The following is an 18,145-nucleotide window of genomic DNA, read 5'->3' on the forward strand; positions in this document are numbered from 1 at the left end:
GCCGGGAGGTCTTAGAGGAGCTAACAGAAAGCTGTGGTGGAAGCCATGTCCTCTTCCCCTGGCGGATCGTTGGGCGGGGTATGGGGAAGGGGAATGGTCCGCCGTGGGTGGTGTCGGACGACCTGTGGATGCGGGTCGAGCCGCTGCTGCCGGTCAGGCAGCGCCGGTCGTGCAACCCGGGGCGGCTGCCGCTTGATGACCGCGGTTGCCTGCAGGGCATCTTGTTCGTGCTGCACACCGGGATCCAGTGGGAGTGGCTGCCGCAGGAGCTCGGGTTCGGCTCCGGAATGACGTGCTGGCGGAGGCTGCGGGACTGGCACGAGGCCGGTGTCTGGGACCGGCTGCACCAGCTGCTTCTCACCGAACTGCATCGCGCGGGGAAGCTGGACTGGTCCCGGGCGGTGATCGACGGCTCGCACCGCCAAGCCCGTCGGGGCGGCCCAAAACCGGGCCGAGCCCGGTCGACCGCGCCCGGCCCGGCTCGAAGCACCACATCATCACCGATGCCGTCGGCACACCGCTTGCCATCACCCTGACCGGCGGAAACCGCCACGACGTCACCCAGCTACTGCCCCTACTCGACGCGATCCCCCGCATCCGCGGGACCACCGGCCGGCCACGCCACCGTCCCCGGCAGCTGTTCGCCGACCGAGGCTACGACTACGACAAGTACCGCCGACTGCTGTGGAAGCGCGGCATCAAACCAGTCATCGCTCGCCGGGGCGTGCCCCACGGCTCCGGCCTAGGCACTGTTCGGTGGGTCGTCGAGCGCACGAACGCTTGGATTCATGGCTTCCGACGGCTACGGATCCGCTGGGACATCCGCGACGACATCCACGAAGCGTTCCTGAAACTCGCCTGCTGCGTGATCACCTACAGACGAGTCCAGGCATTGTGTTAGCTCCTCTTAGAGCCGCCCGTCGAGCCAGTCGAAGGTGTACTCGGCGGCAGTTGCGGTTCCACCGTTTTGGCAGTGCAACTGTGCGGTGCTGTCCTCGTCGAAGAGCATGAACTCCTTGGGGCAGGCCAGAGCGTCGTACAACAACTCCGCCTGACCGGTGGAGAATCGTTCCTCCGCACCGTCCATCACCAGGGTCTCGCACTCGATCCCGGCCGCGACATCGGTGAGATCGCAGGCATCGAACTCCTGGAAGAGCTCGTACGGCGTCGAGGTCCCGTGCTTCCACGCGGAGTCGCGCAGGAACCATTCGGCCAGCGGTGAGTGGGCGGCCATCGACGCGACGGCCCCGTTGAACACCTCGGGCCCGGCAGCCAGCGCGTCGCCGAGCGACTCGGGGAGCCCGGACCGGATGGAGTCACCCCAGTGCAGAACACCCGGGTTGGCGACGCACACCTTGAGCCGCTTCTCGAAGGCGGCGGCGCGGGGGGCCAGATAGCCGCCGAAGCTCAGCCCCATCAGACCGATACGGTCCGGCGCCACTCCGTCGAGGGTGACGGCGACATCCACGATCGGGGTGACGACCTTCTCCCAGTCGTACCGGAACGGCAGATTGTTGAGCCGTAGGGTCAGCCCCTGGCCAGGACACTGCACGGACAGACAGTGGTATCCGCGTCGGATGGCTCCGTCGTAGACCCAGCGGGTGTCCTCCGGCCAGGCGTCCCGACCCTGGAAGAAGATCAGTAGCGGCGCAGGGCCCTTGGCGACCGGACTGCGGTAGAGGTAGGAGTGCAGAAAGCTTCCCTCGTACGGTATTCGCACGGGCTCCCCGGGATACCCCGACAGCGTCAGATAGCGGTCGTAGCTGCTGATGGCGTTCGCGCGGGTACGGGGATCCTCCGGGTGGCTGAAATGCATCAGCGAAGCACGCCAGTAGGTGGAGGCACGCAGATAGGCGTCGCCCGCCGTGACGTTCCGGCCGCGCTTTTCCGCGGCTTCGGCGCGCTGCTGGAGCGCATGGGCGCGTTCGCTCCATGCCGCGACCCAGCTTTCCTCGTCGTCGACACGTATCTGACGGGCGACCTCAAGACATTCGCCCAGATCTGACATGCCGAAGAACATCATGCTCAACTGGTGCTTGATCTGGTCGTCCATCACTTCGCTGGCGATGAACTGGTGTGAAGTCCATCGAGGCCCGGCAATCAGCGGGTTGGGCCATGCTTCGGTATTCGTGGACAAAGCAGTTCTCCTCATTGATACGGGTCCCGTCAGGACCGCGAGGGCCTTTTGGTCAGACTCCTGAATGAGCTGTCGGTGAATGATCTGCCGAATCAACGAGGATTCAGCACGGGCGGGATGCGTCCGGCCCAGGGGCGCGCGGCTTCCAATTGCGCGGCCAGCCGGTACAACAGCCCTTCGTCACCGTAGGGTCCGATGAAATGGGTTCCGATGGGGATACCGGCGGAATTCCAGTAGAGGGGAACGGACATCGCGGGCTGTCCCGTGATGTTGATCAGCATCGTGAACGGGAGAAAGGCGGCAGAGGCGCGCAGTCCACGCGTCGGGTCCTCGGGTGTCGAGGTGAAGGAGCCGAGCGGCGGCGCGGGCGCGCCCGCAGTGGGCGTCAACCAGACGTCGTACGGCTCCTGGAAGGCGGCCAGTCCGTCGCAGAGCGTCTGCAACTCGGCGAGGGCGTCGAAGTACTCTCCCAGCCCGGTGGTCACGGACCGTCCGCCCTGGATCATCGCCCAGGTGCCGGCCTCGAAGTCCTGCTCACGGGCCTGCCGGCCGAGGGTCTGCTCCATCCGCGCCACATCCCAGGCGAACCCGGCCGACGACACCGCGCTGAACGCCTTGGCGATCCCGGCGGCGTCCAGTCGGGGCGTGCCCTCCTCGACATGGTGTCCGAGGCCCTCGCAGAGACGGGCCGCGTCCTCGACCGCCGCCAGACAGTCGGGATGGAGCGGTGAACCGGTGGGCGACTGGCGGCTGAAGACGATCCGCAGCCGCCCCGGGTCGCGTCGGGTCTCCTCCAGATACGGGCGCTCGGGCCGCGGCGCCGTGTAGGGGTCGCCGCGCAGCGGTCCGGCGGTGGCATCGAGCAGGGCGGCGCAGTCCCGCACGCTCAGGGTCACCGCGTGCTCGCTGAGTATGGCGATCCGGGGGGAGAGTCCGGCCTTGCGGCGGGCCGAGGAGATCCGGAGCCGGGTCGGCTTCATCCCGAACACCCCGCAGTTCCCGGCCGGAACGCGGATCGACCCGCCGCTGTCACTCGCGTTGGCCATGGGCACCATCCGCGCGGCGACGGCCGCCGCCGCACCACCGCTCGACCCGCCCGCCGACAGACCGGTGTCCCAGGGGTTGCGGGTGGGCCCGTGCAGTTCGGGTTCGGTGGTGGGCAGCAGTCCGAACTCGGGCAGATTCGTCTTGCCGCACACCACGAGACCGGCGGCTTTGTAGCGTCGGGTGAGTTCGCCGTCGTCGGTGGGCACGTAGTCCGCGAGGAATCTGCTCGCGGAGGTCATCGGGACCCCGGCGTATCCGACTCCGCCGCCGTCCTTCAGGAGAAAGGGAACTCCGGTGAACGGACCTTCGGGTAGCACTCCGGAAGCGGTCGAACGCGCTTCGTCATACATGGTGTGAATGACCGCGTTGATTTCTGGATTGACCTGCTCGATACGCTCGATAGCGGCTTCCAGAAGATCCTTCGGCGATATTTGTCCGGTACGGATCAACTCTGCCTGACCCAGCGCGTCAAACTCAGATGGTTCGCTCATAGGGCGGCCACTTCTCCCCTACTCGAAAGTAGTTAAGCTCTTTAATCATGGCGGGAGCATAACCCTGGCGTCCCGCGATCACGCAAGAGGGTTGGCAGAGGATTTTTTGAACTGCGCGGCGGCGCCGAAAGTCGCGCGACAGCGCCGCGAGGCACCCTTGTCGATGGACGACGGCGCACTGGTGTGGCCCGGAACGGTTGCCTGGAGCTGAAACGAGTCACCCGTGCTCGCCTCCGGCCCCGCCCGGGTTCGCGGATCAACCGGCCGTGCCACCGGAAGACATCCGTCTGCCGCGGCACCTTCTGAGCGGGGATGACGGGTGCCGGTTCGATCCGGCCACAGGAGGACGGACGCCACGAGCGGGGCACTGCACCCCGACCGTCACCCAGGGCATGGAAGTGCTGGTCGCGGACCTCGAAGCCATCCTGCGGGGTGCGGCAGCCGACTACACCGGCTTGGATCATCGACCAGGGGAAAGCGGCGGGAGACCGGTCCCATCGGGCCCGCACCGGCCGCTGCGGCAACGTCCCTTTCCCTCTTCGTCCGCTGTCCGCAAGGCCGTTGGGCCACGGGGGCTGCCGATTGCCGGGCGGTCCAGCCACCCCGCAGCCCCAGAGCGGTACAGGTCCGAGATACAGGTCCGCTGCCGGCAGGTTCCGGACTCGGAGCGTCCGATGGGGAGTGTCGTCAGCGGTGTTTTCGATGCCGACACGTGACGCGGATCACGGACCTGCGCTCGACCGGCGCGGTGGCCTTAGGCCGGCCGGCCCGCCCGGCTGGGCGTCTTGGCGTCTTGGTGTACCACGCCTTGCCCAGTCGTGGTCGCGCCATGCGCTGAGCCTGCGCTTTGACTTCGATGGTGTGCACTTGGGGTCTTTGTCTGCCGGGAGCCGAAGGCCGCCCGGATAGTGGGGTCGACCGCCGAGGGCATGTCCTCGGCAAACCGCACACTCCCGGGAAGTAGAGGTGTCACCCCCATGCCCACCAACGAGGCCATCGCCCGTGCACAGCTCGTGTTCTCCCTCTTCGACGCCGACGGCAACGGCTTTCTTGAGCCCGCCGACTTCGAACTGATGGCCCGCCGGACGGTCGCGGCTCTTCCTGCCGCCGATGAGGAGCCCGGGCAGGCACTGCTCTCCGCGTTCCGACGGTACGGTGACACGCTCGTGGTCGAGTTGGACGCCAACGGTGATGGGCGGATCAGCCCGGAGGAGTTCACTGCGGTCGTGCTCGATCCGCAGCGATTCGACGCAGCCGTCGACGAGTTCGCGAAAGCCCTCGCGGCGATGGGCGATCCGGACGGCGACGGGTTCGTCACCCGGCCCGACTTCCTCGCTCTGATGACTGCCATCGGGTTTGAACAGCACAACATCGGCGAACTGTTCGATGTCTTCGGTCCGGTGGACGGCGACCGCATCCCGGTCGCCACCTGGGAGGAGGGCATCCGGGACTACTACCGTCCCGAAAAGGCCGGCATCGCCGGCGACCGCCTCGTTCCGGTCGCTGCTTCCTGACGAGTCCCCTTACTCGGAACAGCATCGTCCCGACCGCGGGTCGGCCCGTTGTGGGGCCGATCGTGGGACCGCGGCACGGGCCATGAGCCGGCGGACGTCCGCGGACGGATCCATGTCTCCTTGGGTACGTGGGCCCTTGCCTCGGTATCTCCGGAGTGGCCCGCGTCGAAGGACTCGTCAGGCCACCGGACGACGTGCCAGGAAGACGAACTCCTTGCCTGGACGGTCGGGTGCATCGCGGATCTCCTCCACGACATAGCCCTCTGCGAGCAGGTCCCGCTCGACTTCCTCTCGCTCCCGGAAGCGCAGCGTCGAATCCGATGTCAGGACGTGTCCGTCCACTGCGAACCGGTAGGTCCAGCGAAAGGTCACCAGAGGCGGGCTCACATCGATCACCTGGCCCCAGTTCTTCACGGCGCCGATGCCCGGGATCTCCGCCACTTCGTAGGTGTTCTCGCGGGTCCACTCCTCCCAGGCGCGTCTGGCCGGGTCCCGGGTCTCGAAGACCAGATGGCCGCCGGGGCGTAGTGCCTCGTAGGCGCCCCTCAGTGTGTTCTGCCAGGTGTGCGGGTCGCTGATGGCCTGTGCGACGTTCGCCGTCATCGTCGCGAGGTCGACCTGGAGCGGGGGAAGGTCCGTCGCGTCGCCGCAGATCCAGTGCACTCGCTCACCGCCCGGTTTGGCCCGGGCGACATCGATGGACGCCAGTGCGGGATCGACACCCACGACCTCCACCCCGCGGTGAGCCAGGAGAAGGGCGAACACTCCTGTGCCGCAGCCGATGTCCAGCACCCGGCGGGCCTCAAGTTCTTCCGCGACCTGGAGGTAGGCATCCAGATCGCTGCGGTCGGAGTGGAGGGGGTCATAGATCGCAGCGAGCCGTGGGTGCGCAAAACAGTCGTCAGCCATGCGGCGAACGTAGTCATGGCCGGCCCCAACAGCCACCGGGTTTCTGTCGAGACCCGACGGCAGGCGCCCGCGGCCGGGTCACCGGTCGCGGGCGCTTCATGCTCGTGGCGCAGTCCGAGGGTCAGGGACGCCAGATGCTGAGGTCGAACCGCTGGGTGGTCGGGTTGAAATCGCACTTGTAGAGGGACGCACCGCCCCACGTGGTGAACCACCAGCCGGCATATCCACACTCGCCCTCGGTGGCGTAGTCGCCCCGGGGGGACCAACTCGTGGGACCGATCGCCGATGTGGCCGACGCGGTCTGGGGTGCTGCCTGGGCCGTAGGAGCCGTCATGAGTCCGGCACCGGCCATGGCCGCCGCGACGGCCATGGTGGCGAATACCTTGCGAACAGACATGAGGTTGAGCCCTCCCTCGTCGTCTTCGCCGTCGGGGTCCCTGCCCCGGTGGCGAAAAGAAGAGTGTCCCTGTACATCGCATGAATCAATGGGAAGCACATATTCCCATAACAAATTGGCCGATATGCGAATATTCCGGCTGATAATAGGCCAGCCATTCGAAGATGGCGGGGCTTACTCGTGTATCCGGTGGTCCCGCCGGGTCCTCAGCCCTCATGACGGGGGGCCAGAGGGGTTCGGTTCCGGATAGGTCCGGACCACTGCGAACAGGGGCCCGGATCGGGTCGCCCAGGGCCCTACGGCAAGGCACCCAGCCGCTCGAACCTCGTACGCATACATGGCAGTTGATGGTGGGCGGCCACTTGGGGTGGCCGCCCACCATCAATTTGGCCAGCCCGAAGCGACGTCTCGCCCGGAGGGCCAGCGTTCACGTCGACCGACCGCGTCGAGGGTCGGCTAGACGGCCGGAGCCTCGGGAGCATGGGGATGGACGGCTGACCGGTGCTGGAAGGAGAGGATCTTCGGGTTCTGGATGACGCCGTCCCGAATCTCGATGGCCTTCTTGACCGTGACGTCGTCGTCCCATGCCTCGGGGCCGCTCATGACCTTGCGGAGGTAGGGAAGGAGCGCCTCACTGATTTCCCAGGTGGCGGAGTGCCACAGGTGGGAGGGGCTGTGATCCACCCCGTAGTAGTGGCAGCCCGACCCCACCGTGTGCATCGGCTCGCTGAAGGTGGTCGGACGGGCCCATTCGAAGCCCATGCCCTCGTCGCAGGCGACATCGACGAAGAAGGTGCCCGGTCGGAACAGCGCGAGTTCCTCATTGTTGACGAACATCAGGGGCGCGTCCGTGTCCTGCATGACGCAGTTGACGATGACGTCGAACCCTGCCAGGTACTCCGCCAGTGGCACGGAACCGGCCGCGGTGAAGGCCCGCAGACGTGACGGGTCGTCGTCCTGCGCCCCGAAGTGGCCCATCACCACCGAGGGCATCGGCGAAGCCACTGCTGCTGCGGCGCGCTGGGTCAGCACCGTGACGTCGGAAACTCCCATGGCGCCCAGGCCCGTGACGGCTCCACGGGCCGTGGCCCCGAAGCTTATGACCACCGCACGCAGGCGGCGCCCGTAGCTGCCGGTCAAACCGCCGAGCTGGAGGGCGTGCAACACCGAGCAGTAACCAGCGAGCTCATTGTTCTTGTGGAAGACATGGACACTGAAGGCGCCTGTGGAGGTCCAGTGGTTCATGGCCTCCCAGGCGATCAGGGTCAGCCGTCGGTCGATCGCTATCTGCGTCATCTTCGCGTCCTGCACGCAGTGGGGCCATCCCCAGAGCACTTGGCCCTCGCGCAGTTCGGCGATGTCGTCGTGCATGGGCTTCGGCAGCAGCATGATGTCGCACTCGGCGAGGAGCTGTTCGCGAGAACGCAGGCCGGCCACGAGCGGTCTCAGCGCGTCATCGGCGACGCCGAACCGCTGGCCGTAGCCCTCTTCGAGGAAGATCCTCTCGCGTACGTCCGGGGCGATCCTGTTGAGGTGGCCGGGGTGCAGCGGCAACCGGAACTCGTTCTCCTTATGCGAGGAGGCGAGCACTCCGAGACTCATCAAACTCATGTGGGGCGGCTCTTTTCCGGCCGGGCGCGTTGCGCTCCGGCATTGCCGTTCCCCGAGGGCGACGCCGAAACGGATGACGGCGTGCGAGGTGCGCTCGGTAGCGCCACCGTACTCCCATCTCGACGGTGGAAGGCGCGCTGCCCGCTCGCGCGTGCGCGCGGAGGAGTCGCGGTTCCAGCTCTGCCGGGTCCGGGTGTTCAGACGATCGTTCCTGGTCACCAGGGCATGTGCGGCGCACTGCACCGCGCCGCGGGACCCTCCGTCGAATCGAACAGGGCTGCGTGAATCCAGGGCGGCACGTCACCCCATCGCGACCGGTGCACGGCGGCGAGCCCGGGCGCCGTCCGTGAGTCCTTGGGGCTGCACGGTGGCGAGGTCGACACCGTCGCCGAACGTCGACGGGACGGACACGCCGTGCCATGCCGGACGGGGATTCCCCGGCCGGGAGCGGGCCGCCGAAAGATCGACCCGAAGAACCCCGGAATACCCGAGGGGGGTATATTGCTTCTTCGAACGAACATACCCCCCTCCGGTATAGGAGAACGCTGTGTCGACCCCTGCTGCACCACCCAGTCCGCGCCGCTGGACGGCGCTTGCCCTCATCGCCCTGGCCCAGTTCACGGTCATCATGGACACGTCCATCATTGGTGTGGCACTCCCCAAGATGCAGATTGACCTGGGCTTCTCCCAGGAGGACCTGTCCTGGGTGTTCAACGCCTACGTCATCGCCTTCGGCGGGCTGCTCCTGCTCGGCGGACGACTGTCCGATCTGTTCGGCGCCAGACGGATCTTCATCGCCGGCTGGACCGTGCTCGCCGGGGGCTCCCTGGTCGCCGGTCTCGCCTCCTCGGTCTGGACCGAACTGACGGGCCGCGCCCTCCAGGGCGTCGGCGCCGCGCTGATAGCACCGGCCGCCCTGACCCTGCTGATGATGCTCTTCGGCTCCCGCCCCAAGGAGCTGACCAAGGCGCTGGCCCTGTACGGCGCCGCCGCACCGGCCGGCGGCACCGCCGGCGTCTTCCTCGGCGGCGTCATCACCGAGTACGCCAGCTGGCCCTGGGTGTTCTACATCAACATCCCGATCGCCCTGATCGTGCTGGCCGCGGTCCCGAGCGTCATGCCCTCGGCCCCGGTACGCCGTGGCTCCATCGACCTCGCGGGAGCGGCCACCGTCACCGCGGGACTGGCCACCGCCGTCTTCGCCATCGTCCGCGCCCCCGAAATCGGCTGGGGCTCAGGTCAGACCTGGCTCGTGTTGTTGGCCGGCGTGGCCCTGATCGGCGCGTTCATCGCCATCCAGTCCAAGCGCCGTGAGCCGCTGATGCGTCTGGGGATCTGGCGCGCACCCAACCTGGCCGGTGCGAACATCGCGCAGTTGCTGATGGCCGCCGCGTGGATCCCGATGTGGTTCTTCCTCAACCTCTACCTCCAGCAGGTGCTGGGACTGGGCGCCTTCGCCTCCGGAGCGGCCCTGCTGCCCATGACGGTCGCCATCATGATCATGATGATTGTCCTGGCACCCCGTCTGATGGCCCGCTTCGGGACCAAGCCGCTGATCGTCACCGGCCTGCTGGCCCTCGCGGCCGGCATGCTGTGGCTGTCCTTCGCCCGGGCGGACGGCACTTTCTGGGTCGACGTCCTGCCCGCCTCACTGCTGGCCGCCGTGGGCATGTCACTGGCCTTCATCCCCTCCCTCGGCACCGCGCTGTCCAGCGCGCGCCCCGAGGAAGGCGGCCTTGCCTCCGGCATCGTCAACACCAGCTACCAGGTCGGATCCGCTCTCGGCCTGGCCGCGATGACAGCCGTGGCATCGGCGTACGGCGCCCGTGAACTCGGCGACCCCGGCGCGCTCACCGACGGGTTCTCCGCGGCCTTCCTCGGCGCAGCGGCCCTCGCCGCCGTCGGCGCACTCGCATCACTGCTCACCCTCCGCACCGCCCCCGACCGTAAGGAGCAGCCCGCCAAGGCGGACGCGGCCTGACCACCCACGACCGTCACACCCTCACCACATATGTGCCGTCTGGCCGGGCAAGGAGCCCGGCCAGACGGCATCTGTGCTTCAGGAACTGACCGCGGGCCCGCGGGAACACCAGCGGGCCCGGTCTGCGTGCCGCCACTCGATGATGCGATCACCACGCTCTGACATATGCCAGAGCAACACGATACTGCACACGATTGAGCAGGATGCTGCACAGCTATTTCCCCGAGGCGACCACTTCACTAGACATCAAGGAAGGCCACGTAGCACATTTTGTCGTCCTTGACTGCTTATCCCGTTGTGGAGTTCAAGGATACGAAGAGAGGTTGCACAACTCTTGACAGGAATACTGCACGTGCGTGCACCATAACGCACATCACATTCGGTGCTCACACAATCGTGTGGAGGTTCTCGCTGTGACAGACAACAGAGTGCGCGCCCGGGAGAGACGGGCTCGCCGCTCCCCCCGGTCAAGAACGGCCCGTACAGCCGGGGGTGCACTCCTCGCAACGGCACTGACCGTCACCCTCGCCGCGTGCAGCGGCACGGCCGACGAAGGCGCGACCAACACCAAGAAGGCCGGGAGCGGACCGTCCGGAACGCTGCGCTTCGGCACCAATCAACAGTTCAGCGACTGGGATCCGGTCACCAAGCAGAACAGCACCTTCACTTCGCTGGTCTATGAGTCGCTGCTCGGTATCGCCCCGGACGGATTCACCATCAAGCCCCAACTCGCCACCGAGTGGAAGCAGACCCCGCTACGGGTTGATTTCACGCTCCGCTCCGGCGTCCTCTTCCACGACGGCACCCCCTTCAACGCCGAGGCCGTCGTCAAGAACCTGGAGCGGGTGAAGAGCACTCCCAGCCAGTACCGGAACCAACTCTCGGCCATCAAGTCGATCACAGCGGTCGACGACACCCACGTACGCATCGACCTCCTCAAGCCGTCACCCAGCCTGGTCAACAATCTGGCGCGGTTCGCGATGTACATGATCTCCCCGAAGTCGCTGGAAGCGGGTGACTGGAAGACCACGGGCGTCGGAACCGGTCCCTGGAAGTTCGACGCGAAGGCGTCCACCAAGGGGCTGCGCACGGTCGTCACCGCCTTCGACAAGTACTACGACAAGAAGTCCGTCGGCCCCGCGCGCATCGAGGTCACCCAGATCAACGACCCCGACAGTCTCTACAACGCACTCAGCGCGGGACAGCTCGACGTCGTCTGGGCAAGCCCGCCGCTGGCGGAGCGTGCCGAGAAGGAAGGCTTCAAGTCGCTCTCGTTCCCGTCCGTGCTCTGGCACCTCCAGATGTACGACACCAAGACGGTGTTCAAGGACAAGAAGTTCCGGCAGGCCGTGTGTCACGCGATGAACCCGCAGGACTATCTGGACGCCGCGCTCGGCGGCAAGGGCAAGATCATGAACCAGCGGATCCCGGAGGGCCAGCCAGGTCACAACCCGTCCCTGAAGGGCTATCCCCACGATCTGGCCAAGGCGAAGAAGCTGATGTCCGAGCTCGGAGGCGGAAAGCGCTCGTTCACATTGATCAGCTATGACTCCCAACGGACCGTCGCAGAGCTGTTCCGCAGCCACATGGCGAAGATCGGGGTCGACGTGAAGCTCGAACTGCCCAACTTCGCGCAGTTCTTGAGCACGTTCCAGAGTGGTGAGTACCCGGCGTCGATCCTCTCCGACGGCTCGCGCTCCGGCGCCGACGACTACTACAACCGCAAGTTCGCTCCTGACGCCGCGGGCAACCCGTTGAGAATTCCCTATCCGCAGGTCGCAGCCGCCGCCGCGGAAGGATTGGCCGCCAAGACTCCCCAGGCACAGGACGCTGCCTGGCAGAAGATGTCGAAGATCATCGACGAAGAGGCTCTGGACTGCGCCTACTTCGACTACTCCGGATTCTGGGCCTACAACCCAAAGAAAATCCAGAACATCGTCTCCACCACCGGTGACGTGGCCGTGTTCCGCTACAAGGAAGCCAGGCCGCAGGGCTGACCGACTTCAGGCCCACCCCGCCAAGGCTGCCCGACCTCGGCGCCGCGTCCGCAGTTCACTCCGGACCCACCCGGGTGTCCCCCGCGCCGCCCCCTTCTGGGCCTCCTGCTCGCATCCTCCACAACAGCCGTGTGACCACGAAGTCCACACACCTGTTGTCGACAGACCACTCGTCCCCGTGCACGACCACACGCAGGTCTGCCTGCCGCCATCCTCTCTCCCAGGGAGTCAGCCATGTCCGAAGCCAACGCCAACGAGCCCAAACTGCTCATCAAAGGCGCGACCGTCCTCACCATGGACCCAACCCTCGGTGATCTCACCACCGGTGACATCCTGATCGTCGGCGACCGCATCGCCGCCGTTGAATCCGAGCTGGTCGACCCGGACGCCGAGGTGATCGATGCCCGAGGGATGATCGCCATCCCCGGTCTGATCGACACCCATATGCACGCCTGGCAGACGCCCTTGAAGGGGCTGCACGCCACCGGTTGGACCTTCGACGAGTACCAGGCCCGTGTCTTCTACCTACGGGAGCACTTCGGGGTCGAGGACATCCACGACGCCACCCTCGCCGGCTCCATCGAGATGCTCGACGCAGGAATCACCGGCGTCCTCGACTTCTGTCACAACGTGATGTCCCCCGAGCACGCCGATTCAGCCCTGCGCGCCCACCGCGCCACCGGACAGCGCACCCTGTGGGCCTACGGCATGCTCGGCAGCTTCGATGCCTCGCCCGGAGACCAAGCCTGGCGGATCGACCACATCCGCGCGCTCCGCAAGGAGACCGGTGACAACGGGCTGTTGCGCATCGGTATGGCACTGGCCTCGATCGAGCGCAGCAGCATGGATCAGATAGCCAAGGAAATCGGGCTCGCCCGAGAACTGGGCATGCAGATGACCGTGCACCAGAACCCGGCCGGTCAGATCCGTGCCCTGCACGACGCCGGACTGCTGGGCGCCGACATCGTCCCGGCACACGGCAACGCCGCCGACAACGAGGAACTGGAGATGATCGCGTCCTGCGGCGGGGGCATCTCCTTCACTCCCGAGTGCGAGTTCGCCGGTGGCCGTTCCATGACCGTACTGAACCGGGCCCACCGAGCCGGGGTGGCCTCCAGCCTCGGCGTCGACACCCCGGCCCGGGTGCCGATCGACCTGTTCAACGCCATGCGCCTCACCTTCATGCTGATGCGCAGCGTCGACGCCTTCGACGAGCGCGAGGCCGGCCGCTACCCGTTGGTCCGACGCCCTGGAACCCCGATGGTCGAACCCCGTCACATGCTGGAGTACGCCACCGTGAACGCGGCACGCGCCATCGGGCTCGGCGACGACCTCGGCCGGCTCGCCCCCCGGCAGCTCGCCGACGTCGTCCTGATCAACCCGGAGCCGTACGGGGTCTCCCTGGGCGACCCCGCCAACCATGTGGTCCTGCGGACACAACCCCGTGATGTAGACACGGTCATCGTCGGCGGGGTCATCCGCAAGCGGGACGGCAAACTGACGGACCTGGACCGTGTCGAGGCGGGCGCCGCAACCCGCAGGGTCCGCGAGCGGATCTTCGCCGCAGCGGAGTCCTCGGCATAGAGCGCCGGTAGGTGAGGTAGGTTCACCGTCCCCAACGGGGCTGGTCCATCGCGTGGTTCACGGCCGGCTCGGCCCTCGCTGCCATCCGGCTGGGTCATGGCCTGCGATGCCGACGGGACGGTTCAGAAGCGCGCGACGCTTCGGGCGGCGGGCGCCCGACCCCGAGGCAGCCTCGACCACAGGATCACGTTCCTGCTGGGCTCCGGCCCGACAGGAACGTGATCCTGCCCCGCACAGCAGGAACAGCGGCCGAGCCGATGGGTCGCGAGCTCAGCCCCGCAGTTCCAGCTCGGGATATCCGGCACCATCGGCACCGGCGAAGTAGCTTCCGCCGAGGTCACCAGCGTGGCTGCGCTTTGACACGATGGTCACAACGCGGTACGTGCCGGCGTCCAGCGGCGGAAGGGTGTAGTTCAGACCCACCTTCGTGATCACACCGCGTCCGCCCTTGATGCCGTTGACCTTCACGATCTCGCCGGACGGTCCGCTCACCCGTCCCACGAGCGCGATGTCTTGGCTTCGGTTCTGCCCGGTGTTGTGAATGACCAGCCGTTGCTTGACCAGTTGTCCCGGCTCGGACCCGCCCGTGACCCTGCCGGTGAGCTGAAGGCTACCGCTGGGCCCAGGGCTCGGGGCCGCCACCTCGTTCACCGTGTTCAGCTTCAGGATGTTGTTGGAGTAGAACGTGTCCTGGTACACCCGGTTGTCGTACGGCCCCTCGCTGACCTCGAAGTTCGAGCCGAGGAGCGCCCCACCACCATCGCTCCCGACCTTCGCTTCGACGGTCACTCGCCTTGCCTCCCCGGGCGCTATCGGGTCCATGCGGAAGGAGCCCCGGACGGGAAGGCCGTTGTAGGTCCGATCGGTAGAGCCTGCCGGCAGCCGCACATCGAGATACGGCGCCGCGGCCTCCGAACCGTTGTTGGTGACGGTCAGACGGTAGGTGACCTTGGTGCCGGGGATCGCCCTGTCCGGCGCAAAGCCCGTGATGTTCATATCGGTGGTCGGCAGGTGCGGCAGCGTGGCACCGGCATGGGCCGCGCCCGCCGGGGCCACGAGGGCGGCGGCGCCCAGTGCGGTGACGACGACGGCGGAAGCGAGGCGTCTCATGATGATCTCCTGTTCGGTCGAACATGCGGGACGGCCGACGCATGGGGAGGGGCCGGAGCCCGCCCGTTCGGTGTCCTGCGCGGTGATCACATCTTGTTCCGCCGCCTCGTGCGTGGCGATTACCCCAGAGGTAATCGCCGTTGACGAAACCACCGAGTGGGCCGAGCGCGCGTGCGGCCGAGTTTCACACCGTACGTACCGACGCACATCACAACCCGCGCCGGGCCGCGGGTGAAAGCCCTCGGCTGCCCGCCCGGGCACAGGCACGATCGACGCGGCCGTGCGGAGACCGGTACGGGGTGCCAGATGGTTTCGCTGGTGCCTTCCCCCCTCTATTGCCGTTCTACGCCGTCTTCTTGAGTGAGGTGAGGTGGGCGAAGACGACGACGTTCGCGGAGTAGCCGGTCTTCTTGTTGAAACGGCCGCCGCACGTCAGCAGTCGGAGCTCTGGACGTGCGGTCGAGCCGTACACCTTGTCGTTGGGAAACTCGCTCTTCTTGTAGGTCTTGACGTCGTCGACGGTGAACACCGCGGTCTGCCGGTCCGCGCGTGCGACGTTCACGGTGTCGCCACGCCGCAGGGCGTTGAGGTTGAGGAAGATGGCGGGTCCCGTCCTGGTGTCCCGGTGGCCGACGATCAGAGCCGTTCCCGCCTCTCCCGGGGAGGGGCCGCTCTGGTACCAGCCCGCGAGCTTGGGCTTGCTCAGCGGGGGCGCGCCGAGCCGGCGCTTGGCGTCGAGCCCGACGCCGATGAGTGGCGCCTCGATCACGATGGCGGGGACGGCCAACTTCACGGGTCGGGAGGACGGCAGCGGTGTGTGGGACGCCGGCACGTTCTTCGGCGGTGGTTGCGGGGCCCTTCGGAAGGGCGGCGGCGCGCCGCCCGCAGCGTCGGAGCTGCGGGCGGCGGTGGGGGGCGGCGGCGCGGGTGAGTCTCCGCTCGCCCAGACGACGCCCATCACCAGGGAGGAGACCGCGCACAACGTCATGGTGAGACGGCATGCGCGGCTTGGTCCCCGTCGCCGCGGCCGGCAGATGTTGCTATGCCTCGCCACGGGAGCGGCGGCGTGCTGCCCTGCGGGCGATGACCAGCCCGGCGACACCGGCCGCGCCGACCGCCAGGGCCGTGGTCGTTCCGGTGTGGGAAGTGCTCGACGAGGCGGCCTTCTCCATGGCCGGTACGCCCCCTCCACCCGCGGGTACGGGACCGGACGGCTTCTCGTAGCTTGTCTCGGCCTGGGCTGTCTCGGCCTTGGTTGTCTCGGACTTGGTTGTCTCAGCCTTCTTGCTGTCGTCGCAGTGGACCACGAAGGTCTTCTGCTTGGTTACGCCGCTGGGTGCCGTCCACTGCAGTTGGTACGTGCCGTCGGGGATGGTGTACTGCCCGCTGCGGGCCTCGCCCCGCGAGAGGGCCAGGTTCCCCGTCAGGGTGTCGCCCGGAGGGGTCGTGGGCGGGCGGGAGGTGATCGTCCAGGCGATCGAGGGGAGTGTTTCGAAGTCGTCCGCGACGATTTTGAACTTGCAGACTGCATCGGCGCGTTGGCTGGCTCCCCAGGAGGAGGGAGTGGACAGGACGGTGAGGTCGCCGCTGTCCCCCGGGGCTGCGAATGCGGCGGACGCCCCGGCCAGTGTGAAACCGGCGGCGAGCGCGACGGCCACCGCGGTACCCGTGCGGGGGCGGACGGAAGCGAGGATGGGCATGCTGGCTCCTTCAAGCCGAGATGATTGTCGTACTAATCACGTGACCGTCCAAGAGATGCATGAGCCGTCGGAAAGCAGGGCGTGAAACGCCGGTGAGATGGTAGAAATCCCCTGACTAGCGGACAAACGAATACCGGTCGCTCAGAACCGTCCCGCCCACAGACGCGGGCACGGTCAAGGTCGGGGTAGCGACCATACGGTCGCCAGGCCCCGCGCATATCACCTATCCGCAGTCGACACCGCACGGGAGCGGCGCGGACACGGTCCCCGTTCCCCGGGCCTTCGCCGACTCCCCCGGGGGTCGCCAGAAAGTGTTCCGGTTCACATGGGTCGACGGGGGTTGTTGGGTCGGGTGTCGCGGGTGCTTGAGGTGGTTCGGGCAGCCATGGTCGAGTGATGAGGGTTGAGGGCGTTGTCCGTACTGATGGGGCATCGATTCGGTATCGAGCGGAAATTGCCGTCAGCACCTCCCCTGAGGATATTGTTATGCAAAGTCCGACGTTGCAAACAGAAGCAGATTGCTGGCAGGGTAGAGGCTCTGTGAAGAGCGGGAGCATGACCGGAGTGAAGCAATGCAGGGAGGTATCGGCCTTGTTCGACGTGGTGCCGCGTGAAGACGTGGTAGCGGCGTCCCTGTTCCGGGCCGGTCCCGCGGTTGTCGGGGCGTACGTCCCGACTGCAATGCGACCGGGTGTCCGGTCGGGGCGGGGCGATCAGGGTGCACTCCCTGTACGACCGGTCGGTGCATACCGGTGTCGGCCCGTCCGCGAGGACGGACAGGCCCTGGTGGCAGTGCGACCGGGCTCGTGTGGCACTCCCCCGGTTCGGAAGGGGTCGAGGGCAGTCCGGTGACCGAAGTTGACGGAAAGCCTGCCACAGCCCGCAACAACTCCGCCTCTCTAAGGCGGGCGCTGACGATCCTGCTCCATCTGGGAGAGGACGGCCGCGGGCGGGGCGCCACGCTCACGGAACTCACCTCGGGCCTGAGCATGAACAAAAGCACGGTGCTGCGTCTGCTGGCACCCCTGTGCGAGGTGCGGCTGATCGAGCAGGACATGCGGACCGGCCGCTACCGGCTGGGATCGCGGACCGCGCAGTTGGGCCATGTGTATCTGGACGGTCTGGACCTGCGGGACACCGCCCATGACGTGCTGGAGCGGTTGGTGTCCGACACGGGCGAGACGTCGTATCTGGTGATCCCCGATCTGCCGGACATCGTCTATGTGGACAAGATCGAGAGTCCGCAGGCGGTGCGGATGCACTCCCCCGTCGGAAGCCGTAGGCCGGCCTACTGCACCGGGGTGGGCAAGGCCCTGTTGGCCCACACCGACGTCGAGGCGGTGGACGCGGCACTCGCGCACGGCATGCCCCGGCGCACCCCGCACACCCTCGCCACTCCCGATGCGCTGCACACCGACTTGGCCGTGATCCGCTCGCGCGGCTATGCGGTGGACGACATGGAGAACGAGCCGGACGTACGTTGCGTCGCGGCACCGGTGTTCGACCACGCGGGCGCGGCGGTCTGCGCGGTCAGTGTGTCCGGGCCCGCCACGCGCATCACCTCCGACCGGGTCCCCGCACTCGGATCACTGGTGTCCGCTGCCGCAGCTGAGATCTCGCAGAGGCTCGGAGCGGCCCGCTGAGCGTCGTAGCGACGCCCTGCCGGT

The 18,145-nt window shown here is 67.1% G+C and carries 14 protein-coding genes; 6 read left to right on the forward strand and 8 right to left on the reverse strand.

Going from position 1 to position 18,145, the window contains the following annotated elements:
- Nucleotides 1–80: 80 nt before the first annotated feature.
- Nucleotides 81–901, forward strand: a protein-coding gene (locus OID54_RS04435) for an IS5 family transposase (protein ID WP_329013717.1) whose coding sequence is annotated in 2 segments (ribosomal slippage) — nt 81–441 and nt 441–901 — 822 coding nt in all. Because the reading frame shifts where the segments join, the coding sequence is not laid out codon by codon here.
- Between the two features lie 6 nt (nt 902–907).
- On the opposite strand, the gene OID54_RS04440 is transcribed toward OID54_RS04435, so the two are convergent.
- Nucleotides 908–2,137 (reverse strand): alpha/beta hydrolase family protein, encoded by a 1,230-nt coding sequence (locus OID54_RS04440; protein WP_329014199.1) that lies wholly within the window; start codon nt 2,135–2,137, stop codon nt 908–910.
- A gap of 92 nt (nt 2,138–2,229) precedes the next feature.
- Nucleotides 2,230–3,675 carry an amidase gene (locus tag OID54_RS04445; RefSeq protein WP_329014201.1) on the reverse strand — a complete coding sequence of 482 codons (1,446 nt, stop codon included), beginning with the start codon at nt 3,673–3,675 and terminating at the stop codon, nt 2,230–2,232.
- 977 nt (nt 3,676–4,652) lie between these two features.
- Here OID54_RS04445 and OID54_RS04450 point away from each other — a divergent pair.
- Nucleotides 4,653–5,189 carry an EF-hand domain-containing protein gene (locus tag OID54_RS04450; RefSeq protein ID WP_329014203.1) on the forward strand — a complete coding sequence of 179 codons (537 nt, stop codon included), beginning with the start codon at nt 4,653–4,655 and terminating at the stop codon, nt 5,187–5,189.
- Between the two features lie 177 nt (nt 5,190–5,366).
- On the opposite strand, the gene OID54_RS04455 is transcribed toward OID54_RS04450, so the two are convergent.
- From OID54_RS04455 to OID54_RS04465, 3 genes are all read right to left on the reverse strand, one after another.
- On the reverse strand, nt 5,367–6,098 hold the full coding sequence (locus OID54_RS04455) for a class I SAM-dependent methyltransferase (RefSeq protein WP_329014206.1): 732 nt from the start codon (nt 6,096–6,098) through the stop codon (nt 5,367–5,369).
- A gap of 121 nt (nt 6,099–6,219) precedes the next feature.
- Complete coding sequence (locus OID54_RS04460; RefSeq protein ID WP_329014209.1) at nt 6,220–6,495, reverse strand: hypothetical protein; 276 nt, start codon at nt 6,493–6,495, stop codon at nt 6,220–6,222.
- A 456-nt stretch (nt 6,496–6,951) separates the two neighbouring features.
- Nucleotides 6,952–8,106, reverse strand: coding sequence for a N(5)-(carboxyethyl)ornithine synthase (locus OID54_RS04465; RefSeq protein ID WP_329014212.1), 1,155 nt, complete (start codon nt 8,104–8,106; stop codon nt 6,952–6,954).
- A gap of 547 nt (nt 8,107–8,653) precedes the next feature.
- Here OID54_RS04465 and OID54_RS04470 point away from each other — a divergent pair.
- The 3 genes from OID54_RS04470 (at nt 8,654) to OID54_RS04480 (ending at nt 13,668) form a co-directional block, all read left to right on the forward strand.
- Nucleotides 8,654–10,087, forward strand: coding sequence for an MFS transporter (locus tag OID54_RS04470; protein ID WP_329014215.1), 1,434 nt, complete (start codon nt 8,654–8,656; stop codon nt 10,085–10,087).
- 413 nt (nt 10,088–10,500) lie between these two features.
- Nucleotides 10,501–12,084 carry an ABC transporter substrate-binding protein gene (locus OID54_RS04475; protein ID WP_329014218.1) on the forward strand — a complete coding sequence of 528 codons (1,584 nt, stop codon included), beginning with the start codon at nt 10,501–10,503 and terminating at the stop codon, nt 12,082–12,084.
- Nucleotides 12,085–12,318: 234 nt separating this feature from the next.
- Complete coding sequence (locus OID54_RS04480) at nt 12,319–13,668, forward strand: amidohydrolase family protein (protein WP_329014222.1); 1,350 nt, start codon at nt 12,319–12,321, stop codon at nt 13,666–13,668.
- Between the two features lie 270 nt (nt 13,669–13,938).
- Here OID54_RS04480 and OID54_RS04485 read toward each other — a convergent pair whose 3' ends face one another.
- The 3 genes from OID54_RS04485 to OID54_RS04495 form a co-directional block, all read right to left on the reverse strand.
- On the reverse strand, nt 13,939–14,778 hold the full coding sequence (locus OID54_RS04485) for a hypothetical protein (RefSeq protein ID WP_329014225.1): 840 nt from the start codon (nt 14,776–14,778) through the stop codon (nt 13,939–13,941).
- A 343-nt stretch (nt 14,779–15,121) separates the two neighbouring features.
- Complete coding sequence (locus OID54_RS04490) at nt 15,122–15,766, reverse strand: class F sortase (protein ID WP_329014228.1); 645 nt, start codon at nt 15,764–15,766, stop codon at nt 15,122–15,124.
- Nucleotides 15,767–15,818: 52 nt separating this feature from the next.
- Nucleotides 15,819–16,478: a hypothetical protein gene (locus OID54_RS04495; protein WP_329014230.1), complete on the reverse strand. Its 660-nt coding sequence runs from the start codon at nt 16,476–16,478 to the stop codon at nt 15,819–15,821.
- A gap of 848 nt (nt 16,479–17,326) precedes the next feature.
- Here OID54_RS04495 and OID54_RS04500 point away from each other — a divergent pair.
- Nucleotides 17,327–18,121 (forward strand): IclR family transcriptional regulator, encoded by a 795-nt coding sequence (locus tag OID54_RS04500; RefSeq protein WP_329014233.1) that lies wholly within the window; start codon nt 17,327–17,329, stop codon nt 18,119–18,121.
- The last annotated feature ends 24 nt before the right edge of the window (nt 18,122–18,145 follow it).

Source organism: Streptomyces sp. NBC_00690 (genome assembly GCF_036226685.1).
GTDB lineage: Bacteria > Actinomycetota > Actinomycetes > Streptomycetales > Streptomycetaceae > Streptomyces.

Coding starts and splice junctions, on each gene's coding strand:
- OID54_RS04480 (WP_329014222.1), top strand. CDS start 12,319: ATGTCCGAAGCCAACGCCAACGAGCCCAAACTGCTCATCAAAGGCGCG.
- OID54_RS04490 (WP_329014228.1), bottom strand. CDS start 15,766: ATGACGTTGTGCGCGGTCTCCTCCCTGGTGATGGGCGTCGTCTGGGCG.
- OID54_RS04495 (WP_329014230.1), bottom strand. CDS start 16,478: ATGCCCATCCTCGCTTCCGTCCGCCCCCGCACGGGTACCGCGGTGGCC.
- OID54_RS04465 (WP_329014212.1), bottom strand. CDS start 8,106: ATGAGTTTGATGAGTCTCGGAGTGCTCGCCTCCTCGCATAAGGAGAAC.
- OID54_RS04450 (WP_329014203.1), top strand. CDS start 4,653: ATGCCCACCAACGAGGCCATCGCCCGTGCACAGCTCGTGTTCTCCCTC.
- OID54_RS04485 (WP_329014225.1), bottom strand. CDS start 14,778: ATGAGACGCCTCGCTTCCGCCGTCGTCGTCACCGCACTGGGCGCCGCC.
- OID54_RS04455 (WP_329014206.1), bottom strand. CDS start 6,098: ATGGCTGACGACTGTTTTGCGCACCCACGGCTCGCTGCGATCTATGAC.
- OID54_RS04445 (WP_329014201.1), bottom strand. CDS start 3,675: ATGAGCGAACCATCTGAGTTTGACGCGCTGGGTCAGGCAGAGTTGATC.
- OID54_RS04460 (WP_329014209.1), bottom strand. CDS start 6,495: ATGTCTGTTCGCAAGGTATTCGCCACCATGGCCGTCGCGGCGGCCATG.